The organism is Pseudomonas sp. Irchel s3f10 (genome assembly GCF_900187515.1).
GTDB classification, from domain to species: Bacteria; Pseudomonadota; Gammaproteobacteria; order Pseudomonadales; family Pseudomonadaceae; genus Aquipseudomonas; species Aquipseudomonas tensinigenes.
In genome coordinates, this window is record NZ_FYDZ01000002.1 from 445650 (window position 1) to 468962 (window position 23313).

The 23313-nt window shown below is 58.2% G+C and carries 21 protein-coding genes and 1 pseudogene; 6 read left to right on the plus strand and 16 right to left on the minus strand.

Features of this window, described 5'->3' with window-relative positions; genetic code table 11:
• Nucleotides 1–94 precede the first annotated feature (94 nt).
• Nucleotides 95–760 (plus strand): annotated as a pseudogene (locus CKW17_RS30475) (amino acid permease); the annotation flags it as partial.
• Between the two features lie 58 nt (nucleotides 761–818).
• Here the strand turns inward: CKW17_RS30475 and CKW17_RS07230 are convergent.
• The 4 genes from CKW17_RS07230 to CKW17_RS07245 form a co-directional block, all read right to left on the minus strand.
• Complete coding sequence (locus tag CKW17_RS07230; protein ID WP_095119335.1) at nucleotides 819–1376, minus strand: hypothetical protein; 558 nt, start codon at nucleotides 1374–1376, stop codon at nucleotides 819–821.
• A 5-nt stretch (nucleotides 1377–1381) separates the two neighbouring features.
• The gene (locus CKW17_RS07235; RefSeq protein ID WP_095119336.1) at nucleotides 1382–1963 is read right to left on the minus strand and encodes a ComF family protein; all 582 of its coding nucleotides are present in this window, start codon (nucleotides 1961–1963) and stop codon (nucleotides 1382–1384) included.
• A 284-nt stretch (nucleotides 1964–2247) separates the two neighbouring features.
• Nucleotides 2248–2886: an RloB family protein gene (locus CKW17_RS07240; protein WP_095119337.1), complete on the minus strand. Its 639-nt coding sequence runs from the start codon at nucleotides 2884–2886 to the stop codon at nucleotides 2248–2250.
• Nucleotides 2883–4136: an ATP/GTP-binding protein gene (locus CKW17_RS07245; RefSeq protein WP_095119600.1), complete on the minus strand. Its 1254-nt coding sequence runs from the start codon at nucleotides 4134–4136 to the stop codon at nucleotides 2883–2885. The genes CKW17_RS07240 and CKW17_RS07245 overlap by 4 nt, the downstream gene beginning before the upstream one ends.
• 301 nt (nucleotides 4137–4437) lie before the next feature.
• On the opposite strand from CKW17_RS07245, the gene CKW17_RS07250 reads away from it, so the two are divergent.
• Complete coding sequence (locus tag CKW17_RS07250; RefSeq protein WP_095119338.1) at nucleotides 4438–4950, plus strand: Bro-N domain-containing protein; 513 nt, start codon at nucleotides 4438–4440, stop codon at nucleotides 4948–4950.
• A 50-nt stretch (nucleotides 4951–5000) separates the two neighbouring features.
• On the opposite strand, the gene CKW17_RS07255 is transcribed toward CKW17_RS07250, so the two are convergent.
• Nucleotides 5001–5186: a hypothetical protein gene (locus CKW17_RS07255; RefSeq protein WP_007908956.1), complete on the minus strand. Its 186-nt coding sequence runs from the start codon at nucleotides 5184–5186 to the stop codon at nucleotides 5001–5003.
• Between the two features lie 392 nt (nucleotides 5187–5578).
• Between CKW17_RS07255 and CKW17_RS07260 the strand changes: the two genes are divergently transcribed.
• Nucleotides 5579–7207 (plus strand): glucan biosynthesis protein D, encoded by a 1629-nt coding sequence (locus CKW17_RS07260; protein ID WP_095119339.1) that lies wholly within the window; start codon nucleotides 5579–5581, stop codon nucleotides 7205–7207.
• Nucleotides 7208–7415: 208 nt separating this feature from the next.
• Here CKW17_RS07260 and CKW17_RS07265 read toward each other — a convergent pair whose 3' ends face one another.
• The 3 genes from CKW17_RS07265 to CKW17_RS07275 form a co-directional block, all read right to left on the minus strand.
• The gene (locus tag CKW17_RS07265) at nucleotides 7416–8522 is read right to left on the minus strand and encodes an NADH:flavin oxidoreductase/NADH oxidase (RefSeq protein ID WP_095119340.1); all 1107 of its coding nucleotides are present in this window, start codon (nucleotides 8520–8522) and stop codon (nucleotides 7416–7418) included.
• A gap of 268 nt (nucleotides 8523–8790) precedes the next feature.
• Entirely contained in the window at nucleotides 8791–10500 is a 1710-nt protein-coding gene (gene recJ, locus CKW17_RS07270; protein ID WP_095119341.1) for a single-stranded-DNA-specific exonuclease RecJ, read from the minus strand.
• A 55-nt stretch (nucleotides 10501–10555) separates the two neighbouring features.
• A complete protein-coding gene (locus tag CKW17_RS07275; RefSeq protein ID WP_007908961.1) occupies nucleotides 10556–11098 on the minus strand; it encodes a YaeQ family protein in 543 nt (180 codons plus the stop codon).
• A 146-nt stretch (nucleotides 11099–11244) separates the two neighbouring features.
• Here CKW17_RS07275 and CKW17_RS07280 point away from each other — a divergent pair, with 146 nt between their 5' ends.
• Nucleotides 11245–12444 carry a CaiB/BaiF CoA-transferase family protein gene (locus CKW17_RS07280; protein WP_095119342.1) on the plus strand — a complete coding sequence of 400 codons (1200 nt, stop codon included), beginning with the start codon at nucleotides 11245–11247 and terminating at the stop codon, nucleotides 12442–12444.
• A complete protein-coding gene (locus tag CKW17_RS07285; RefSeq protein WP_256586198.1) occupies nucleotides 12392–13351 on the plus strand; it encodes a TIGR02285 family protein in 960 nt (319 codons plus the stop codon). The genes CKW17_RS07280 and CKW17_RS07285 overlap by 53 nt, the downstream gene beginning before the upstream one ends.
• 176 nt (nucleotides 13352–13527) lie before the next feature.
• On the opposite strand, the gene CKW17_RS07290 is transcribed toward CKW17_RS07285, so the two are convergent.
• The 7 genes from CKW17_RS07290 to xerD all read right to left on the minus strand — a co-directional run bounded on the left by CKW17_RS07290 (nucleotide 13528) and on the right by xerD (nucleotide 20827).
• Entirely contained in the window at nucleotides 13528–13809 is a 282-nt protein-coding gene (locus CKW17_RS07290; protein WP_095119343.1) for a DUF3509 domain-containing protein, read from the minus strand.
• A gap of 174 nt (nucleotides 13810–13983) precedes the next feature.
• Nucleotides 13984–14391 (minus strand): response regulator, encoded by a 408-nt coding sequence (locus CKW17_RS07295; protein WP_095119344.1) that lies wholly within the window; start codon nucleotides 14389–14391, stop codon nucleotides 13984–13986.
• A gap of 117 nt (nucleotides 14392–14508) precedes the next feature.
• A complete protein-coding gene (locus tag CKW17_RS07300; RefSeq protein WP_095119345.1) occupies nucleotides 14509–15882 on the minus strand; it encodes a transporter substrate-binding domain-containing protein in 1374 nt (457 codons plus the stop codon).
• A gap of 120 nt (nucleotides 15883–16002) precedes the next feature.
• Entirely contained in the window at nucleotides 16003–17412 is a 1410-nt protein-coding gene (gene thrC / locus CKW17_RS07305; protein WP_095119346.1) for a threonine synthase, read from the minus strand.
• Between the two features lie 109 nt (nucleotides 17413–17521).
• Nucleotides 17522–18826, minus strand: coding sequence for a homoserine dehydrogenase (locus CKW17_RS07310; protein ID WP_007908972.1), 1305 nt, complete (start codon nucleotides 18824–18826; stop codon nucleotides 17522–17524).
• A 131-nt stretch (nucleotides 18827–18957) separates the two neighbouring features.
• Nucleotides 18958–19689, minus strand: a complete 732-nt coding sequence (dsbC, locus tag CKW17_RS07315) for a bifunctional protein-disulfide isomerase/oxidoreductase DsbC (RefSeq protein ID WP_095119347.1) — start codon at nucleotides 19687–19689, stop codon at nucleotides 18958–18960.
• Nucleotides 19690–19930: 241 nt separating this feature from the next.
• Entirely contained in the window at nucleotides 19931–20827 is an 897-nt protein-coding gene (xerD, locus tag CKW17_RS07320) for a site-specific tyrosine recombinase XerD (protein ID WP_016986376.1), read from the minus strand.
• A 108-nt stretch (nucleotides 20828–20935) separates the two neighbouring features.
• On the opposite strand from xerD, the gene CKW17_RS07325 reads away from it, so the two are divergent.
• The gene (locus CKW17_RS07325; RefSeq protein ID WP_095119348.1) at nucleotides 20936–22744 is read left to right on the plus strand and encodes a sodium:proton antiporter; all 1809 of its coding nucleotides are present in this window, start codon (nucleotides 20936–20938) and stop codon (nucleotides 22742–22744) included.
• Nucleotides 22745–22861: 117 nt separating this feature from the next.
• On the opposite strand, the gene CKW17_RS07330 is transcribed toward CKW17_RS07325, so the two are convergent.
• Complete coding sequence (locus CKW17_RS07330; protein WP_095119349.1) at nucleotides 22862–23275, minus strand: acyl-CoA thioesterase; 414 nt, start codon at nucleotides 23273–23275, stop codon at nucleotides 22862–22864.
• Between the last annotated feature and the right edge of the window lie 38 nt (nucleotides 23276–23313).

Consider the following 23313-nt stretch of genomic DNA (forward strand, 5'->3'; position numbering starts at 1 on the left):
GCATCAATTCCTGCGTCAGGCGCACCTGATTCTCGCGACCGTGGACAACGCCAAACGCAGCCTTCAGCAAAGCACCGACCAGGTTGCCGGGCAGTTGATCGTCGGCGTGCCGGACATGCAAGCGGTGATCAACGGCACCGACAAAGACCCGGTCACCACCCTCCTCAACAACGCCTTCGGTCCGGTCGGTTCGAAAGTGGTGATGGGCGTGGTGATGATTTCCTTCATCTCCTGCGTCATCAGCCTACAAGCCGCGGCCAGCCGCCTGCTGTACTCCTACGCTCGCGATGAAATGGTCATCGGCAGCCGACTGCTGAAAAAGATTTCTCCTACCACCCAAGTACCGGTTGCCGCACTGTTCGTGTCCGGCGTCCTACCGGCCCTGATCATCGCCCTCGGCTTCTTCCTGCAAGACGCCGTGGCCACCATCGTCAGCTTCGCCGCCATCGGCATCTACCTCGCGTTCCAGATGATCGTCCTGGCCGCGCTGTACGCCCGCAGCAAAGGCTGGAAACCGAGCGGCAAATTCACCCTCGGCGCATGGGGCTGACCGGTGAACATCGGCGCGCTGGTGTATGGCGTTGGCGCAATCATCAACATGGCCTGGCCACGTACGCCGGATGCGGCTTGGTATGTGAATTACGCGATGGTGTTGAGCACGGCGATCGTGATTGGTTTGGGGCTGGTTTATATGTGGATTGGCAAGCCGTATGACCATGGCAAGGCGCCGGCTGGGGATGCGTGGAAGGTGAGTCGCTAAGAGCCTGTGATCCCGGCACCGACAAGGTGCCGGGGTTCAGGCAAGCCGTGAAACATCATCAAAAAGAAAGCGCTGCCTGATCGTGCTTCAACAGGGAAATACGATCGAACAGTTTGATTTTTTCATTGGCTTTTTGCTTGGCGTGATCGGACATGAAAGTAATCAGCTCTTCGAGCTGACTGACGTCTCCGACCACTTTGAATTCCTTTTCCTTGTTGACGAAAACAAGCGACTTCTTCTTTCTCGACAACAATTCAATGACGTTGCTGAGCGTGCCGGTGCTCTTTGCATCCCAGATCATCAAGCCGTAGTCGGCTGCTTCGGCCATGACGACGTCTTTCTCGGTGAAGAAAGCTCTCGACCCTTTCGAATGTTTGGAGTCGACTGTTCTGGCGGGCCAATGCCCTAGGTTGTTCCTCGGTGCCGAACCGCTGCAGAACACCGTGGTTCTGGATCGTTCGAGACTCAGCAGGTACTCCTGAATGGAGGTATCGGCGCCCCCTGCATCCCCAACCACCACCTCAAAATCTGACGCTACGATATTATTGATGCGCTCTTTAACCTTCGGATCAAGGTTCTTGATGTTGATAGAGCCGGCAATAAATACAGTGGTCATTGAGTTCACTTCCAAGTTAGCGCTGCGACGTAAATTTTCCCTACCTTCGGATATTTACGCAAAACAGCGCAGGCCGCGTCCATGGACGCCCCGCTATCAAACAAATCATCTACAACCAAAACATTCCAGCGCCCATCGGTGGTGATTTCATCATTGACGCTGAAACTGTCTCCAATCGCGGCAACCTTGTCGGCTTTGGAATGTAAATCCTTGAGCGACTTTCCCGTGGTCGCTTTTCGAAGCAAATCCGAGAAAACCGGCCGACCGATAATTCGTCCCAACGCCAGGGCGACCTCAGTTACCGGTTGTCGCTGACGAATATTTGAAGCAGGCATAGGCACTACAAACCCGACCTGATCCAGTTTTGGGAGCACATTTGTCGCTACTGCCTGAGCAAGTGGGCTGACCTGAGTCCAGTCCTTCTGGTATTTGAGCTGGTAGGTCGCCTCGCCAATCTCAGTGCGCTGATTATCGAAGCATGGGTGTCCGCGATCATCGTTGCCCAGAAAGGTACTACTTACCATGTGTTTGTCCAGCACCCAGCCCTGATCCCAAGGGCCGTTGATCTGCTTGAGAGACACCTTCATTGAATTCTCCGTTATTCGTAACAATCCTTTGAGCCCTGAAACCAAGGGCCGAGCATCTGCAGCGATGCGCAAGATTCAAACAAATAACGGAAAAAATACTGGTTAGGGGCGGTCTCGCTGGCGCCAATGCAAAAACAGGCATTTCCTACAGGCGTGACCTTCAAGGAAAAATCTTGTTTCCTACAATGGATGGCGACTGAATGGCCTTGGTTCAGCCAGCGCCTGCCAGCAACGTCTCCTCTCAGCTACTGAGCCAGGCCAATGGGGGGAGGCTCGGAGAGGGCTTATGTGTCAATCGGCTGGGGCTTTGAGAGGGCTTCGAACTCATCCATCAATAGGTGAATTTCAGTGCTTGGGTTGTGTTCGCCACTGAGGGCGACATCCTCAAGAACTTTGGGGGCCAGCGCTCTTGCCTGCTGAAATGGCTTTCCGAGTAGCTGAGCGAAGTAGCTGACGTCTTTGCCTTTCTGATAGTCAGCCATGCTGGGTTTTGCTCTGAGGCTCTTGGTCACCAAATCAGCCGGAGAGTTCTTCCCGGCTGTGCTGAACGGTTTTCGACTGTAGCCAAAGTGCAGTAGTAGCCAAAACTCGAAGCACGGATAAGATGCGATGACTTGGATTTTTGGATAAGACTTCGCCGCATTCAACGCTCGCTCGAAGCACATGTGGGTGTCTCGATCCAAAACACAGAACACCTTATCGAAGCTTTTTTGCCTTACGACTGCTCGCTCAACAATGCCGCTTGGATGTGTAACACCGCAGTGGACGATCTCAACCTGGGCCCTGGCCCGAAAATAAAACGCGGCTTCCTCCAGATAACGTTTCCCTGACTTACTGTCTTCACACAACACCAGCACCTTAGGCTGCGGTTTGAAGCGGGAAGCCTTGCGATCAAACGATTTGAACGAACTCACGACCCTCACCCCCGCCTTATCAGCGGCAGCCCGCGATAACGCCCTTCGAAGTAACGCTTCTCGACATCCTCGCTTTCCCGGCCTCCAAAATCGTGTACGGAAAACAGGCTCGTGGCGCCATGAGCATCACGTTCTGTAATCCAGAACTGGTCACGCCGCAGAATCTTTTCATTCATCAGGTGGGTATCGTGTGTCGTGAAAATCAGTTGGGTATCCAACCCACTGTCCAGATGCTTTGCGATCAAGTCAGCGACGATTTCGGGATGAAGACTGCTATTCAGTTCGTCGACGCAGAGGATCCCACTGCCACCGGCCTGATTCATCATGAACCAGGGCAACCAGAAGCCAATCAGGTTTTTGGTTCCGCAAGACTCCTCCGAGAAGTCGAACTGCGCATCGCCTGAAATGCTGGAATGCGTGAGGGTCAGTTTGTCCCTTTGAGCCGCCGCGAAGAACTCCTTCAAGGTCAGTTTTCTGTTGCTCAAGTCTGCACAGGCGTCATCCGGGTCGAGCTGTATCGCAGACACAGGAATATCCAGCGCACTGAGAAAATCGCGCAGGTTGCTCGTATGATTTTTCACCATTTGCAGAAAGCGAATCGAGGCTGTGGATAAGCCAAGCATGTTGTTTTGTTCAATGACTAGCAGACCGGTTTGAAACCAACTAAATGGAGTGCGCAGTTGACTCAACTCTTCGCTGCTATGAGTGACGGCTTGTGCAATAAACAGCATCGTCGGACTGGTCAATCGACGCCAGGCGCAATGCACTTCCTTGCCGCCCTCAAGGGTTTTACCAAACAGGTAATGCTCACCTTCAGCATCAAACCGGCGGTCATAAAGCAGTGTTTCCTTACCTTTCGGGTAAGCAGTCAGTTGTTCCTGAACAATCCTCTGCGCGGTCAGCCCGAGGACAAACCGATAGCGCAGTCCGCCCTGAATAAAGTCGTACTCAAAGACACTGGGCGCATCGCTCAGAGTGCAATCAAATCGAAAAGGTGAAACGGGCAACGCTTCGTCATTTGAACCACGTGGTGTCGCTAGCAAGCGTCCGACGATGCCCATTGCGCGAATCAGTGAAGACTTTCCGGAGGCGTTCGGACCGTAAATAGCTGCAACCTTCAACAGCTCCGGAAGCTTTTCTGCGCTCGTGGAGGCTTTGAACGTATTGCGTGTTTTGCTCAGACGAGGGCTCGCCGCCATGGACAGGGTTTGCCTGTCCCGAAATGAGCGGTAATTGGATACCGAGAATTCGATCAACATGGAGAAAACCTGCAGTTCATTGCTTGGGTTTTCATGAATAAACGAAAAAACAGGCTTCAGATGCAGACAGGCTGCTGCGAGTGCAAAAACAGGCATTTCCTACAGATGCAGCCTTCCTGAAAAAGCCCCGTTTCCTACAGTTATTGTCGATAAAACAGACTTGGTGCTTAGAGCACACGGCAGATAGTCTTCTTTCCGGCTGTGACATCAGCAGCCCGGTGTCGGAGCCGGAGCAAATATCAAAACGGCGTGACCGCACTCATTTGAGTGGCGGCTCTATTCTCAATATTGGAGTCGAAAAATGCCTAACCACGTACAAATTCCTTCTGAAAGCTCCGCTTTCTTCACCCCCATCGTCTTCACCCGCCACAACCGCTTCCTCCACGCCTTCATGCAAGACCACGAAGCCTGGTTCTGCGTGCAAGATCTCGGTCGCTTGATGGGCTATCCGCTGAACGAACGCCTCACCCTGAAACTCGATCCCGATCAGCGTCGCCATGTCCTCCTGCGTCGGGACGGCGAAATCATCGATTGCGCGATGGTCAGCGAGTCCGGGCTGTTCGCCCTGCTCGTCCATCACTTCGTCCCGGAAAACCGACACCTGCGTCAATGGCTGAGCCATGAAGTCATCCCGATGCTGCGCGAAACCCATTCAAGTTCTGTGAAAAACCACCCCAGCGTGAGTTCGATGCATTGGGCAGGCGTCACCGTGCCGTTGCTGCACTGGCAACAGCACGCGTGGGTCAAATGGCGGGATGTGCCGGAGTTGATGCACGGCCAGCGGCCATATCCAGTCTTGGGAACGTGTAGCTGATCCAAATAAAAAAGGGGCGGACCTTTCAGTCCGCCCCTTTTTATTTCCACTCAAAACCGCGAAACACTCCGCATCGCATCCACCAGATACCGCATCGCAATCCGGTCATTCTCCGAAAGCTCCCGATAACGCTCCACCAGCTTCACTTCGTCAGAGCTGAGCCGACGCCTTTTGCGGCCGCTGCCGAGGCAGGGAAAGATGCCCAGCATGTCGGTGATACCTTGTATTTTTGCCATGGACGATGTCCTTCAATACTTCAAAGAATTGCTAAACCACCACATCGCCCTGCCCCTTACAGCAGCGCCGTGTGCCCTACCGGTCAGCACCGGTCATGCCCATAGAATAGAAATTAAATCGGCGCTGAAAAGCGGTTTTTAGAGTAATTAGTCGAAAAAAGCAGATATGCCGTGTAAATCAGAACGCCCTGTCAGATTTTTAACCGACATGTCTTGTTTCATTGACACACTGGCGCGGTGAATCAACGAATTTTGCATTGCGAGCGAACCGTTTAAGCTAGCGGGCATCTGTTAATAGTCCGTTGCGTTTGGCCGAAGGCTTGTCCGAACCGTTATTTCTGATCCAGCACGTGCCAGGAACGGCGCGGGATTGCACACGACAGGTTGTATTTATGCATCGCAGGAATTTGCTCAAAGCGTCCATGGCCATTGCGGCTTACACCGGTCTTTCGGCCACTGGCCTGCTGGCCACCCGCGCGTGGGCGGCCAATGGCGGCGCCGCCGATGGCGAGGCTCAGGCCTTCGACTTCGAAGCGCTGAAACGCCAGGCCAAGCAACTGGCTGGCAGCGCCTATCAGGACACCAAACAGGTGCTGCCGCCAACCCTGGCGACCATGACCCCGCAGAACTTCAACGCGATCCGCTACGACGGCGAGCATTCGCTGTGGAAGGAAAACAAGGGCCAGCTCGACGTGCAGTTCTTCCACGTCGGCATGGGCTTCCGTCAGCCGGTGCGCATGTACAGCGTCGACGCCAAGACGCGCACTGCCCGCGAGGTGCATTTCCGCCCGGCACTGTTCAACTATGAAAACACTTCAGTCGACACCCAGCAGCTCAAGGGTGACCTCGGTTTTGCCGGCTTCAAGCTGTTCAAAGCGCCGGAGCTGGATCGTCACGATGTGTTGTCGTTCCTCGGCGCCAGCTATTTCCGTGCGGTAGACGCCACTGGCCAATATGGCCTCTCGGCGCGCGGCCTGGCGATCGATACCTACGCGAAAAAACGCGAAGAATTCCCTGACTTCACCAAGTTCTGGTTCGAGACACCGGACAAGAACGCCACCCGATTTGTGGTGTATGCCCTGCTCGACTCGCCGAGTGCCACTGGTGCCTATCGCTTCGACATTGATTGCCAGGCCGAGCGCGTGGTGATGGAAGTCGATGCGCACATCAATGCGCGCACGGCGATCGAGCAATTGGGCATTTCGCCGATGACCAGTATGTTCAGTTGCGGCACCCACGAGCGCCGCATGTGCGACACCATCCACCCGCAGATCCACGACTCGGATCGTCTGGCGATGTGGCGCGGCAACGGCGAGTGGATCTGCCGTCCGCTGAACAACCCGGCGACCCTGCAATTCAATGCGTTTGCCGACAAGGATCCGAAGGGTTTCGGGCTGGTGCAGACCGATCACGAATTCGCCAACTACCAGGACACCGTGGACTGGTACAGCAAGCGCCCGAGCCTGTGGGTAGAACCGACCACGGCGTGGGGTGAAGGCTCTATCGATTTGCTGGAAATCCCTACCACCGGCGAGACCCTCGATAACATCGTGGCGTTCTGGACCCCGAAAAAACCGGTGGCTGCCGGCGATTCGCTGAACTATGGCTACAAGCTTTACTGGAGCGCATTGCCGCCAGTGGGTACGCCGTTGGCCCGCGTACACGCGACCCGTTCCGGCATGGGCGGCTTCACCGAAGGTTGGGCCCCGGGCGAGCATTATCCGCCGGTTTGGGCCCGTCGTTTTGCCGTGGACTTCACCGGTGGCGGTCTGGATCGCCTGCCGCAGGGCACCGGGATCGAGCCAGTGGTGACCTGCTCGAACGGCAAGGTGCAGGACTTCAGCGTGCTGGTGCTGGATGACATCAAGGGGTACCGGATCCTGTTTGACTGGTACCCGACCAGTGACAGCGTGGAGCCGGTGGAGCTGCGGTTGTTCATTCGCACCAATGACCGCACGTTGAGCGAGACCTGGTTGTATCAGTACTTCCCGCCGGCGCCGGACAAGCGCAAATACCCTTGATGGTTATGTAGCGCCTACAAGGGCCTCATCGCGAGCAGGCTCACTCCTACCGGGGAGATATGTCGTTCACAAAATCAGTGTTCGACGCAGATCAACTGTAGGAGTGAGCCTGCTCGCGATGGCATCCGCCTAGTCAGCACAAAAACACCTTCCAAAAACAAAGCCCCGGCCATCACTGACCGGGGCTTTTTGCTTTATTGCGACTGACTCAATCGCGCAAATCAGACTCATGAATCGGCTGATCACGATGGGTCGCGCGCTGATACTGCGCCGGCCACACCGCTTTGCGCCCACCGAGATCATCGTCGGCATGCAGCGGCCAGTACGGATCACGCAGCAGCTCGCGGGCGAGGAAGATGATGTCGGCCTGACAGGTGCGCAGAATGTGCTCGGCCTGCGCCGGCTCGGTAATCATTCCTACGGTGCCGGTGGCGATGCCTGACTCCTTGCGCACACGTTCGGCGAAGCGTGTTTGATAGCCTGGCCCAACCGGAATTTCCGCGTTGGCTGCCGTCCCGCCCGACGATACGTCGATGAGATCGGCGCCCAGAGTGTGCAGGCGTCGCGCCAGCTCCACGGTTTCGTCCGGATTCCAGCCGTCTTCCACCCAGTCAGTCGCCGACACGCGAACAAACACCGGCAACTCCTCAGGCCAGACCGCTCTCACCGCTTCAGTGACTTGCAGCACCAGACGAATACGGTTTTCAAACGATCCCCCGTACTGATCGCGGCGCTGATTGCTCAGCGGCGAAAGAAACTGATGCAGCAGATAACCGTGCGCCGCATGCACCTCAACCACACTGAAACCGGCTTTCAGTGCGCGTTTGGCAGCATCGACAAACGCCTGAATGACGTCAGCGATTTGCCCTTCATCCAGCTGTTTCGGTTGCGTGTGTTGCGGATCGAAGGCAATCGGCGACGGCCCGACCGGGGTCCAGCCGCCATCATCGGGTTTGACGCTGCCATGCTTGCCGATCCACGGCCGGTGGGTGCTGGCCTTGCGCCCGGCGTGAGCCAGTTGAATGCCGGCGACTGCGCCTTGGGACGTGATGAAACGAGTAATGCGTTGCAGCGGTTCAATTTGTTCGTCGTTCCACAGGCCAAGGTCTTCGGCGGTGATTCGTCCGTCGGCGGTAACGGCGGTGGCTTCGGTAAAGACCAGACCGGCACCACCCACCGCGCGGCTGCCGAGGTGCACCAGATGCCAGTCGTTGGCCAGGCCATCGACGCTGGAGTACTGGCACATCGGTGACACGGCGATGCGGTTGGGCAGGGTCAGTTGGCGCAGGGTGAAGGGTTCAAGCAGCAGACTCATGGGGCACCTCTCAAATCAGTGGGCAGGCTCCAGGGTTCTGTTTGAATAGTCGACGAGTGACAGGAAAAAGGTGCAGCACCCGCCCCCGCGGGCAAAAAATTCGACAAGACGTCACAAGGCCAATCAAGCAGTGCTTAGAGCCTAGTCGACAACCGGGGATGAGGGAGGGTTCAGAGTGATTCAGTGTGTGAACGGACGCTTTCGCGAGCAGGCTCGCTCCCACAAGGACAACACCGTACCTGTGGGAGCGAGCCTGCTCGCGAAGGGGTCAACGCGGTTCGATATGGGCAATCATCAGTTGTACCGTCTCATTACCCCGAAACTCGTTAACGTCGAGCTTGTAAGCCAGTTCAACCCATTGAATCGTCGGGTTCGGCCAGATATCGCGATCAACGCCAAAGGCAATGCCATCCAGCTTCACCGAGCCACATTCGCTCTTCAGCACCACTTTGAGATGCCGTTCGCCGACCACTCGCTGTTCGACCAACTGAAACACGCCATGAAACAGCGGCTCCGGGAAGTGCTGTCCCCAAGGCCCGGCGTGGCGCAGGGCGCGGGCTAGTTCGAGGTGGAATTCTTCAACCGCCAGCGTGCCATCGGTCAGCATGCGCCCGGTCAGGTCGTCTTCGCGAAGTTGCCTACGCACCTCAGCGTCAAAGGCCTCGGCGAAAAGCGGAAAATTCTCTTGCGGCAAGGTCAGACCGGCCGCCATCGCGTGGCCACCGTACTTGGCGATCAGGTTCGGATGCTGCGCTGCCACGACGCTCAGCGCATCACGAATGTGGAAGCCTTGCACCGAACGCCCCGAGCCCTTGAGCAAACCATCGCCCGCATCGGCAAAGGCAATGGTCGGACGGAAATAACGCTCTTTCATCCGCGATGCGAGAATGCCGATTACACCCTGGTGCCACTCGGGATCGAACAGGCACAAACCAAACGGCATCGACTCGACCGGCAGGTCCTTGAGCTGCGCCAGCGCTTCACGCTGCATGCCCTGCTCGATGGATTTGCGATCCTGGTTCATGCCGTCCAGTTGCGCGGCCATTTCCCGGGCCAGGTTGGCGTCGGCGGTCAGCAGGCATTCAATGCCCAGACTCATGTCATCCAGACGCCCGGCGGCGTTCAGGCGCGGCCCGACGATAAAACCGAGATCGGTGGAGGTAATGCGTGCAGCGTCACGCTTGGCCACTTCAAGGATCGCTTTGATCCCCGGCCGTGCGCGACCGGCGCGAATTCGCTCAAGACCCTGATGCACCAGAATGCGGTTGTTGGCGTCCAACGGCACCACGTCGGCAACGCTGCCCAGCGCCACCAGATCGAGCAGTTCGCCGATGTTCGGCTGCGGCTTGTTTTCATACCAGCCAAGACTGCGCAAACGCGCGCGCAACGCCATCAACACATAGAAAATCACCCCGACGCCGGCCAGTGCCTTGCTCGGGAACTCGCAACCGGGCTGGTTCGGATTGACCAGCGCATCGGCCAGAGGCAATTCATCGCCCGGCAAGTGGTGATCGGTGATCAGCACTTTGAGGCCATGGCGTTTGGCGGCAGCCACGCCTTCGACGCTGGAGATGCCGTTGTCCACGGTGACCAGCAAATGCGGCTCGCGGGTCATCGCAACTTCGACGATTTCCGGAGTCAGGCCATAGCCATATTCAAAGCGGTTCGGTACCAGATAATCGACGTGCGCCGCACCGAGCAAGCGCAAACCGAGCATGCCAACAGTGCTGGCCGTCGCGCCGTCCGCATCGAAGTCACCAACGATGAGGATGCGCTGGCGCTGTTCCAGCGCCGTCACCAGCAGGTCCACCGCTGCGTCGATGCCCTTGAGTTGCTGAAACGGGATCAACCGCGCCAGACTCTTGTCCAGCTCTGCCTCGGATTGCACGCCCCGCGCCGCATACAGGCGGGTCAGCAGCGGCGGAATATCACCGAGAAAAGGCAGAGTTTCGGGCAGTTGACGAGGTTCGATACGCATGGGGTGACGGAGACTTCTCTTTAATACGTGGGATTAATCAGTTGAGGGGGCAGGATCAGCCGCGCTCACCTTGCAGCCATTGCAACTGGACTTCGTGCTGACCACGGTCGTCGGTGACGAAGATCGTCCCTTCGCTGATCATCACGTCCCACTTGATAACGCGGGGCATGTCCTTGGCCAAGGTTTCCAGCACTTCTTGCGGGACTGCTGCGATGTTGACGTTCTTCAGATTCTTGATCGCCGGGATCACTTTGGTTTCCCAGACGCGCAGGCTGCCGTAGGCGAGCAGGCTGGTGCGTTCGGTACGACGCGAGCACCAGGTCAGACGATCGGCGTCTGGCTGGCCGACTTCGATCCAGTGCAGAACACGGTCGTCCAGGCTCTTTTCCCACAGTGCAGGTTCATCCACGTCTGACAGACCACGACCAAACGACAACTGCTCGTTGTACCAGAGCGCGTAAGCCAGCAATCGCACGGTCATGCGCTCTTCGGTTTCCGAAGGGTGACGGGCGATGGTCTGCTTGACGCTCTCGTAGACACTGCGGTCGAGGTCGGTGAGGTTCAGTTCAAATTTGTAGGTAGTGGACGGCTGGGCCATGAACGGGCTTCTTGATACGAGGAAAGTCGGCAAGTCTAACCGATGCGGTAGGCAATCATCGAATTGATGGCGATCAACCTGCGGCGTCTGACAGCCGGCTATGTTAAAACGCTGTATCTGCTTAGCCTTGTCCTACAGGATTCAGTATGCCGTTCGCCAACAAACCGCTCAGCGGTGTGAAAGTCATTGAATTGGGTACATTGATTGCCGGGCCGTTTGCCTCGCGTATTTGCGGCGAGTTCGGCGCCGAGGTGATCAAGATTGAGTCGCCCGACGGTGGTGATCCTTTGCGCAAGTGGCGAAAACTGTACGAAGGCACGTCGCTGTGGTGGTTCGTCCAGGCGCGCAACAAAAAATCTCTGACGCTGAATCTCAAGCATCCTGACGGTTTGGCGATCCTGAAAAAATTGCTCAGCGAAGCCGACATCCTGATCGAGAACTTTCGCCCCGGCGTGCTGGAAAAACTCGGCCTGAGTTGGGACACCTTGCACGCGCTGAATCCTAAACTGGTGATGGTGCGCCTGTCCGGTTTTGGCCAGACCGGGCCGATGAAGGATCAGCCTGGCTTCGGCGCGGTCGGCGAGTCCATGGGCGGTCTGCGCTACATCACTGGATTCGAGGACCGCCCACCGGTGCGTACCGGGATTTCCATCGGCGATTCGATTGCCGCGCTGTGGGGCGTGATTGGTGCACTGATGGCGCTGCGTCATCGCGAAGTCAACGGTGGCACCGGTCAGGTTGTCGATGTGGCCTTGTACGAAGCGATTTTCGCGATGATGGAAAGCATGGTGCCGGAGTTCGACGTGTTCGGTTTTATCCGCGAGCGCACCGGCAACATCATGCCCGGCATCACGCCCTCCTCCATCCACACCAGTGCGGACGGCAAGCACGTGCAGATCGGCGCCAATGGTGACGCGATTTTCAAACGCTTCATGCTGATCATCGGCCGTGAAGACCTGGCTAACGATCCGACACTGGCGAGCAACGACGGTCGCGACAATCGCCGCGACGAGTTGTATGGCGTGATCGATCGCTGGGTCAACTCGCTGCCGCTGCAAAGCGTGCTCGATCTGCTTAATCAGGCCGAGGTACCCGTCAGCCGGATATTCAGCGCCGAAGACATGTTCAACGACCCGCAGTATCTGGCCCGGGAAATGTTCCTTCACGCCAGACTGCCGGACGGCAAACCCTTCAAGATGCCGGGGATCGTGCCGAAACTCTCAGAGACACCGGGCTCCTCCGAATGGGTCGGGCCGCAGCTCGGTGAACACAATGCGCAGGTACTCCACGAGCTTGGCTACGACGAAAAGCAGATCGCGCGGTTGCGCGAAGACGGAGCCATTTGAGCTGAAACGCCTGCCGACACCGGACGCCAACCGCGCCCACCAGTGGTGGACGTGGCGGCTGTTCGGCCTGGTGTTTCTACTGACCTTGCCAGCCTGGGCTCAAGCGAAACCGACATTGACCTGGTTATTGCGCGACTTGCCACCGCTGACTATTTTCGAAGGCCCGAAAAAGGGCCAGGGCGTCATTGATCACCTCATGCCGATGCTGATCGCCGGCATGCCGCAATACGAACACCAGTTGATGCGGGTCAACCGAGCCCGAGGCATCCAGATGCTTCACGAAGCCTCCTTCACCTGCGACCCGTCGCTGATCTGGAGCAAAGAGCGGGCGCAATGGATCGCGTACTCCATCCCGGCCTTTCGCGCCGTCAGTAATGGGCTGGTGGTGCGTCAGAAAGATCGCGAAGTGTTGGCGCCGTTTCTCGTGGAGGGTGAAATCGATCTGGCTGCGCTCCTGGCCAATGGCAACGAGAAAATCGGTGTCGTGGCTGAGCGCAGTTACGGTGAAATGGTCGATGACCTGCTGCGCCAGGCACCTCGCAACGCACTGACACCTCATTACGGCAATGACGCCCTGAACAGTCTGCTGATGATGCAGCGCCTGGGACGATTACAGGTGGTGCTGGGCTATTGGCCAGAAATTCGTTATCAGGCTCATCTGGCGCAAATCGCCGAAGACGAGTTGCTGTTTTATCCGATCCGCGGCACCGGTAAATATCTGTCGGGCTACATCGGCTGCTCCGACACACACCAGGGCCGTCAGGCGATCAGCGAAATAAACCAACTGCTGCGCACCCTCCCCCACGACCAACTGAACCAGCTGTACGCCGACTGGCTGGACCCCGCGATGCGAAGCGATTACCTCGAACAGGCCCGATCGTTCTTCGAGCAACAAGCGGCGCCCTGAGCAAATTGCAGACAAAAAGAAACCCCGAGAAGTGGGGAGACGACTCGGGGTTAAACGTGGCCTGCATAAGGCCCGTAACAGCAAGCGACAAGCACCGGAGCACAATGCTTGATCCTGCTGTCATGGGGTCTGACTGACAGGGATGCAGGAAGGTTCCCACAATAGATGTTTGATTTTCAGAGCGCCGGACGCTTGTCCAGAGCTGCATTACGCAAGGCCGCAATCACACAGGGCTCCAGGCGTCCTTCGGCAATCAGAATGTCGCGGTGCAAGCCGTCAACGACATCGGTCAACTGACGCTTGTCGGTCAACTGCGTCTGGTTGAATTGGCGCTCCACTACAATCGCGCCGTTGCTGTTCTTCAAGGTCACCAGGCATTCACCGTGGGCACCGCTTGGAGACAAAGAAACCTGATACGGGCTCAGAGCCTCACCGAGCAATAGACTGATACTTTCCATCTCGATCTCCACTCAATAGTCCGAAAACATTGTGTCTGGGGCGTGTCCACAGTAAATGACCACCGGCCCGAGAAGAAAGTTCTGCATTCCGCTCGCCAGCACGGCGTGTCACGGAGGTATCACCGGTCTGTCAGAGCATGCACGGCAAAGATGACAAAAAAATAACCGGCCGCTTCAGGCCTCGACCGGCAGCGAAGGAGAAATCAGGTAGCTGTCCAGCAAACTGCGCATCAGTACCGCCGAAACAGGTGTTTGCAGACGCCCCAGCAGTCGCAACCGATGCTCGCACAGCAACGGCTGGAGGTCGTTGAGCACGCTTGGCGCCACCGCGCCCAGCAGGATCAGCGCCCGCGCTTCGCGCTCCACTGCTACGTGCCGGATCAGGGCCAGGCCATCACCGCCCTTGAGCTGCGGATCGCAAATAGCGATATCGACCACGCCACGATGCCCCAGTGAACATAAGGCCGATGCCAGCGATGACGCGGTCAGGACATCATAAATGCCGATAGCATTGAGCATTTGGTGCAACGCCATCAGCTGGAACGGATTGGGTTCAAGAATCAGGACTTTAAGCGAGCGCATGGGCGACCTCTGAAGCGACAATCGCGGACTCTCACCGCAGTTGCCACTCACTGTAGGGCAGCCCTTTGAAGCCTCCCATCGGAAAAGTAGCCGCGTCTTATAGGACATTTCCCATTTTCAATGCAGACATCGGCACCCGCTCTCCGCCCGGCGCTGGGTTATGTCCGTCCAGCCGCCCAGCAGTCCGCGCAATTTGCCGTCGACACTGTAAAACGGCACCGTCCACTGATAGACCTCCCGCGTACCGTTCTTGAACAACAATTGCCGCTTGCTGAAACGTGACTTACGCGTGCGCAACTGCACCATGAATTCGTCGTGAAGCATGCGCGCGGTTGCTTCTGGCAGCGCATCGACCTCCATCAACAACCGCCCCTGCACCTGATCCTGACGTACCGAAAGCGCTTCTTCATAGCTGCGGTTGCACATGATCAGCCGCCCCTGAAGATCACGGACAAACATCGGATCAGGCATGGAGTCGATCAGTGCGTGCTGGAAAGCCAGTTGATCACCGAGGCTTTTCTCGGCAGCACGACGTTGCTTGATCACCACCGTCAGGCGGCGGTTCCACACCAGCGACAGCGAGCCGAACACACCGAGGATCACGGCTGCCCAACAGCCCCACTCAATCATCCGTTGCCAGAGCGTGGGGACGGGCTTGAGCGAGATCCCCTCCAGCCACTTCAGGCGAATGGCGCGTAACTCGGGAGCGGGAAAGGCCTCCAGTGCCTTGTTGAGAATACTTAATAGCTCTGGCATGCCCTTGCGCACGGCCAGATGATCAGCCTCCCATTTGCCTTCCACCAAGCCACCCACCTTAAGCAGCCCCAGCGGGTAAAGTTGCGCTCCGATTTCATTCTCGATCGTCGCGTAGGCCTCGCCGCTTTCGACCAATGCCCGCGCTTCGGCGTAAGTCTTGACCGAACGGATCTCGATCGACGGGTAATCGCGGCGAATGACATCCTCCAGGGCGTGCCGGGCCGGCAACACCAGCACCCGTTTGGCCAGCTGTTCCAGTGACTCTACCGACGGCGCACCGGCGCGCCCGACAAACACCCAGCCAGCCCCACCGAAGGCGTGGCTGAAATCCAGAAACGCCTTGCGTTCATCGCTCATCGCCAGGGTCGTACTGATATCCGCCTGGCCACTTTCGAGACGCTCCAGCATGTGATCGGTGGAAAACGACTCCTGATGCATGAACTTCAACCCGGTCATCGCAGTGACGCGCTTGAGCACATCATTGTTCAAACCGCTCCACTGTCCATGTTCATCCTGGAACAGATACAACGGGTATTGCACCGACGCTACCGTTACCCGCGGATTGTCGCGAATCCATTGGCGCTCGTGTGCGTCCAGTTCAACAGGCTCGACGTTGAGTGCCATAACGTCATCGTTCAGCGCCAGTTGCGCCGCCACACTGCAGCGCATCAACCCAAGCAATCCGAACAAGAACAACCAGCCCAGTGCCGGTTTCAAACCTCTATAAAACAGCATTGCCACTTCCTTCGTGATCGACTCACCCGTCCTTCATGGGTGAAAACCCGAGCAGTGTGGCAGCAGAAACAAAAAAGCCCGTCAGGAGACGGGCTTCAAAATGTGACAGCTTTTGCAGGCTTAAAGCGGCTTGCCGCGGTTGCCATGCTGGCTGACAAAGGCCTGCACGGCTTTCAGCTCGTTTGGCAGAACGGTGCAGCGCTCGTTTCGCTCAAACAAATCAGAAAGATGTGCAGGTAGTTCGAGTGCTTTTCCTACACCGGCTTTCTCCACTGCATCCGGGAATTTAACTGGATGTGCGGTGCCGAGAATTACCATTGGAATGTCCAGGCTGCGACGGCATTCGCGCGCAGCCTTGACGCCGATGGCGGTGTGCGGATCGAGCACTTCACCGCACTGCTCGTAGACCTCGGCGATGGTTTCGCAAGTCTGCGCATCGTCCACAGCCAGCGAGTCGAACAGTTTGCGTGCTTCGGTCCAGCGCTCTTGTTCGACGCTGAAGCCACCACCTTGCTTGAACGTGTCCATCAGCCCGGCGATCGCCGCACCGTTGCGACCGTGCAGGTCGAACAGCAGGCGTTCGAAGTTCGACGAGACCATGATGTCCATCGACGGCGACAGCGTGGCGTGCAGGGTTTCCTTGACGTACTGATTGCCGCTCATGAAGCGGTGCAGGATGTCGTTGCGGTTGGTGGCGACGATCAACTGGTTGATCGGCAGACCCATGTTGCGCGCCAGGTAACCGGCGAAGATGTCACCGAAGTTGCCGGTTGGCACCGAGAACGACACCGACCGCGCCGGACCACCCAACTGCAGGGCTGCATGGAAGTAGTAAACGATCTGGGCCATGATCCGCGCCCAGTTGATCGAGTTCACCGCCACCAGACGCGTGCCTTTGAGGAAGCTCTGGTCGGCGAAGCTGTTCTTGACCATCTCCTGGCAGTCATCGAAGTTGCCTTCGATGGCGATGTTGTGGATGTTCTCGCCGAAAATCGTGGTCATCTGGCGACGCTGCACTTCGGACACACGGTTGTGCGGGTGCAGGATGAAGATGTCGACGTTTTCGCAGTGCTTGCAGCCTTCGATGGCGGCCGAACCGGTATCACCGGAAGTAGCGCCGACGATGACAACGCGCTCGCCGCGCTTTTCCAGCACGTAGTCGAGCAGACGACCGAGCAGTTGCAGGGCGAAGTCCTTGAACGCCAGGGTCGGGCCGTGGAACAGCTCCAGCACCCATTCGTTGCCGTTCAGCTGACGCAGCGGCGCGACGGCGCTGTGCGAGAACACACCGTAGGTTTCTTCGAGAATCTTTTTGAAATCGGCGTCCGGAATGCTGCCGGTGACGAACGGGCGCATGACGCGGAAAGCCAGCTCGTGATACGGCAGGCCGGCCCAGGAAGCGATTTCTTCCTGGGTGAAACGTGGCAGGTTTTCCGGAACGTACAGACCGCCGTCGGTCGCCAGACCAGCCAGCAGGACGTCTTCGAAATTCAGGGCCGGTGCCTGGCCGCGGGTACTGATATATCGCATAAGGGCAAACCTTCGGTTTGGGCCTCAAGCTACGAGCTACAAGCTGCAAGTAAAAGCCAGACCGCTTTTCTCTTGCCGCTTGCAGCTCGAAGCTTGCAGCTGCTTCTATTTAATTCAGGTGCTCGACGCGGATCCGTACAACCGGACCATTGACGCCGGCCAGCGCTTCGAGGGCGGCGATGGCATCGTTGATGCGCTGCTCGACCACGCGGTGGGTCAGCAGGATCATCGGCACCAGACCGTCGTGTTCCTCGACTTCCTTCTGCATGATCGACTCGATGTTGATGCCGCGCTCCGAGAGGATGCTCGCCACCTGAGCCAACACGCCCGGATGGTCCTTGGCCTGAATGCGCAGGTAGTAAGCGCTTTCGCAGGCTTCAATCGGCAGGATCGGATGGGCCGACAGCGAATCCGGCTGGAAGGCCAGGTGCGGCACGCGGTTCTCCGGATCGGAGGTCATGGCGCGAACCACGTCGACCAGATCGGCGATCACCGACGAAGCGGTTGGCTCCATGCCGGCGCCAGCGCCGTAGAACAGCGTCGAGCCCGCGGCGTCACCGTTGACCATCACTGCGTTCATCACGCCGTTGACGTTGGCGATCAGACGATCGGCCGGGATCAGCGTCGGGTGTACGCGCAACTCGATGCCGGCGGCAGTGCTGCGCGCTACACCGAGGTGCTTGATGCGATAGCCCAGCGCTTCGGCGTAGTTGACGTCGGCGGTGGTCAGTTTGGTGATGCCTTCGGTGTAAGCCTTGTCGAATTGCAGCGGAATGCCGAATGCGATGGAAGCCAGAATCGTCAGCTTGTGCGCGGCATCGATGCCTTCAACGTCGAAGGTCGGATCGGCTTCGGCGTAGCCCAGTGCCTGCGCTTCGGCCAGCACGTCTTCGAAGGTGCGGCCCTTCTCGCGCATTTCGGTGAGGATAAAGTTACCGGTGCCGTTGATGATCCCGGCGACCCAGTTGATGCGGTTGGCGGACAGGCCTTCACGGATCGCCTTGATCACCGGAATGCCACCGGCCACGGCCGCTTCGAACGCGACGATCACGCCTTTCTCACGAGCCTTGGCGAAAATTTCATTACCGTGAACGGCAATCAGAGCCTTGTTCGCGGTGACCACATGCTTGCCATTCTCGATGGCCTTGAGTACCAGCTCGCGGGCAACGGTGTAGCCGCCCATCAGCTCTATGACGATGTCGATCTCAGGGTTCGTGGCCACTTCGAAGACATCGTTGGTAATCGCAATACCGGTCGTCTGGAACTGAGGCTTTGGCGTGCGCATGGCAATTTGTGCCACTTCGATTCCACGCCCGGCACGACGAGCAATTTCCTCGGCGTTGCGCTGAAGTACGTTGAAGGTACCGCCACCGACGGTCCCTAACCCACAGATGCCTACTTTGACCGGATTCACTGTGAACTCCCCATAAAACGGCCGACGCGGGGTCGGCCGGAAAACAACCGCGTGCTCGCGGCTCTCTATTAATGGCCCGGCGATGTGGCTGCCGGACCATGATCGTCACGGCTGACCGTGACGATGCGAATTTACTTCGCGCCCAGCGCCAGTTTGGCGACTTGTGGCGCAGGCTGGTAGCCCGGAATGACTTGTCCGTCAGCCAAAACGATGGCCGGTGTACCGTTCACGCCGATCGACTGACCGAGGGCGAACTGCTTGGAAACCGGGTTATCGCACTTGGCGGCCTTGATTTCCTTGCCATCGACCATTTTGTCCATGGCGGCTTTCTTGTCTTTCGAGCACCACACGGCTTGCAGCTGCTCGTCACCCGGCGAGTTCAAACCCTGGCGCGGGAAGGCTACATAGCGTACTTCGATGCCGCGCTTGTTCAGCTCCGGCACTTCGGCGTGCAGCTTGTGGCAGTACGGGCAGGTGGTGTCGGTGAACACGGTGATGTGCGATTTGGTCTCGCCCACGGCAGGATAAACCACGGTTTCGGCGACCGGGATGGCATTGACCAGTTTGGAGATGCCCAGGCGTTCGGTCTTCTCGGTCAGGTTGACCGGTTTGCCGTCCTTGAGCTGGAACAGGTAGCCCTGAACGATGTACTGGCCATCGGCGCTGGCGTAGAGCACGCGGCTGCCCTTGAGCTTGACTTCGTACATGCCCGGCAACGGGCTGGCGCTGATGCTTTCTACCGGAACCTCGAGTTCGAGTTTTTCCAGGCTTTGACGAATCGCTTTGTCGGCCGCGTCATCGGCGACGGCAAAGGTGCTGACCAACGCAATGGCTGCGGCGGCGAAAATCTGGGTCAGACGCATGAGAACTCCTGAAGGCGGACAAATGGATCGATCAGAACGCCCGTGCCGGAACACCGGGTCATAACCGTCCATCGTGCAAACCGGCAAAGCCTAACACATAAGGCCACGGTGGCCGAATGCGCCTGTCGCCATAGATCACACTGCTTTATGTAGGAGCTGCCGAAGGCTGCGATCTTTTGATTTTGTTTTTAAGATCAAAAGATCGCAGCCTTCGGCAGCTCCTACAGGGGGAGGTATGGAGTTAACCTCTCGGGTGGTGTTTGGCGTGCAGATCCTGCAATCGGGCGCGGGCGACGTGGGTGTAGATCTGCGTAGTGGAAAGGTCGCTGTGCCCGAGCAGCATCTGCACCACGCGCAAGTCTGCGCCGTGGTTGAGCAAGTGCGTGGCAAACGCATGACGCAAGGTGTGCGGCGACAGCGACTTGCCGATCCCGGCAACCTTGGCCTGATGCTTGATGCGGTGCCAAAAGGTCTGGCGGGTCATCTGCTCACCGCGCTGGCTGGGGAACAGCACATCACTGGGCCGGCCACCGAGCAGTTCGCCGCGACCGTCACGCATATAGCGCTCGACCCAGACAATCGCCTCCTCGCCCATCGGCACCAGCCGCTCCTTGCTGCCCTTGCCCATCACCCGCAACACACCTTGGCGCAGGTTGACCTGTTCCAGCGTCAGGCTGACCAGTTCAGTTACCCGTAGGCCGCAGGCGTAAAGCACTTCAAGCATGGCGCGGTCACGCTGGCCGATGGCTTCGCTCAGGTCCGGCGCCTTGAGCAGCGCCTCGACGTCGGCTTCCGACAAGGACTTGGGCAGTGGCCTACCGAGTTGCGGCATGTCGACGCGCAATGTCGGGTCAACGCTGATCATCTTTTCCCGCAACAGATAGCGATAAAAGCCACGCACACCGGAGAGAAATCTGGCAGTGGAACGTGGTTTGTAGTTCTGCTCCAAACGCCAGGACAAGTGATCAAGGATCAACTCGCGGCCAGCATTGATCAGCTCCAGGTTTTTCTCCTGCAACCAGCCGTTGAACAGCGCCAGATCGCTGCGATAAGCGCCGCGGGTGTTATCGGACAGGCCCTTCTCAAGCCACAGAGCGTCGAGGAATTGGTCAATCAGAGGGTGGTCGATGGCAGGCATGGGCGCTCAAGACACACAGCCTCAGGGACTGTGCGCAAATGTAGAGTGAACTGTAGGAATGGGCGCTAGTCTTTCATAGCCCGCTATTTCAAGGAACAGGGAGCATCAATGAACGAGCAGCAAATTCTACTGGCATTTGGCGGGATCGGCGCGGCGGCGCTGGGGTGCCAATGGCTGGCCTGGCGCCTGAAGCTGCCGGCGATTCTGTTTTTGTTGCTGACGGGGATTCTGGTCGGCCCAGTGCTGGGCTGGCTCGATCCGCGGGAAATGTTCGGGCCGCTGCTGATGCCGCTGGTTTCGCTGGCCGTGGCGCTGATTCTGTTCGAAGGCAGCCTGACCCTGCACCTGTCGGAGTGGAAGGAGATCGGCAGCGTCGTCCATCGTTTGGTGACCCTTGGTGCGATCTCGACCTGGATTGTCATCGCGGTTGCCACGCATTTTCTGCTGGGCTTCGACTGGATGCTGGCCATCCTCTTCGGCAGCCTGACGCTGGTCACCGGCCCGACGGTGATCGTGCCGATGCTGCGAGTGGTGCGACCGAAAGCCTCGATTGCCAACATTCTGCGCTGGGAAGGCATCGTCATCGACCCGATCGGCGCTCTCCTCGCTGTGGTGGTTTACAGCTTCATCATTGCCAGCGCTGAAGGCCATGGCCTCAAGCAGAGCCTGTTCACCTTCGGCGGGGTGATTGTGTGCGGCGCGGTGTTCGGGATTGCCGGCGGCTGGCTGCTAGGCACCGTGATCCGCCGGCAGTGGCTGCCGGAATATCTGCATAACCTCGCCTCGCTGGCGGCTGTGCTGGGAATTTTCATTGCCTCCAATGAGGTGATGCACGAGTCCGGTCTGCTGGCGGTGACGTTGATGGGCATGTGGCTGGCCAACATGAAGGGCGTGGATGTACGGCACATCCTGCACTTCAAGGAAAACCTCAGCGTGCTGCTGATTTCCGGCCTGTTCATTTTGTTGGCGGCGCGTCTGGACTTATATGCCTTGATCGGACTGGGGCCGCTGGTGCTGATTCTGCTGTTGGTGATTCAACTGATCGCCAGACCGTTGAACGTGCTGCTCAGCACGGCCGGTTCCAGCCTGAGCTGGCGTGAGCGCGCTCTGCTGTGCTGGATCGCGCCACGCGGGATTGTCGCGGCGGCGGTGTCGGCGATTTTTGCGATTCGTCTGCATGAGGCCGGGCACGAGGGCGCGTTGCTGCTGGTGCCGCTGACCTTCGCGGTGATTATCGGCACCGTTGTGCTGCAGAGCGCCACGGCACGACCGCTGGCTCGCCTGTTGAAGGTTGCAGAACCGGCGCCAAGCGGATTCTTGATCGTCGGCGCCAACGGCCCTGCGCGGGAGTTGGGCAAGTCGCTGCAGCAACTGGGCAGCCGGGTGCTGCTGACCGACTCGAGCTGGGAGAATATTCGTGCGGCGCGCATGGAAGGGTTGCCGACATACTTTGGCAATCCGGCCTCGCAACATGCCGATGCGCATCTGGATCTGGTTGGGCTGGGGCATTTGCTGGCGCTGTCGCCGTCGGGTGAACTCAACACCTTGGCGGCGATGCGCTTTCGTCATGATTTCGGCCATCAGCGCTTGTTTGGTCTGGCCAGCGGACATGAGAGCCGGCGCAGCGACAAACACCGCGCCAGCCTTGAGCATCGCGGCAATCAGTTGGGCAGCGAGGCGTTTACCTACGCGAAACTGGCCAGCCAGATGGGACAAGGTGCCGAGTTGTACAGCACGACGTTGACGGATGGTTTTGGCTGGGAGGATTACCGGGCGCTGCATGGTAATCGTGCGACCTTGCTGTTCATGCGCGATGACAGCGGTTGGGTGCATGTGGTGACGCCGGAGACTACCGTGAAACCTGGGTCGGGGTGGACGTTGCTGGCGTTGATTCAGCCGGAGGCCAGCGGCGCCTGAGCTGACGCCTTCGCGAGCAGGCTCGCTCCCACAGGTTCTGTGACGGACACAAATGTTGTGTTCACCCGATCACTGTGGGAGCGAGCCTGCTCGCGAATGGCGCGACTCGGTATCAGATCAAGCCGCAAAACCTGGCAGCACCGGTACCGGCCGCTTGTCATCATCAATGGCAACGAAGCTGAACTGGCCATGAATAGCCTTCTCGCGGCCATCACAGCTCATGCTCTCGACAAACACTTCCACCTCTACCTTGAGGCTGGTATTGCCGACCTTGATCACCTTCCCGACCAACTCGACGATGGAACCGGCCGGGATCGCGTGATTGAAATCGATGCGATCAGTGGACACGGTCACCAGTGGCAAGCGGCAGAAGCGTGTGGCGGTGATGAACGACACTTCGTCCATCCATGCCAGCGTAGTGCCGCCGAACAGGGTGTTGTGGTGGTTGGTGGTCGGCGGGAAGACGGCTTTGGTTACGCGGGTCACCGAGAGTTCGGTACGGCGCTGGATTTCCTGGTCGCGGAGGGTCATGGCAATTGCTGCTCGTGTATACGGGTGCCAAGCAAAGC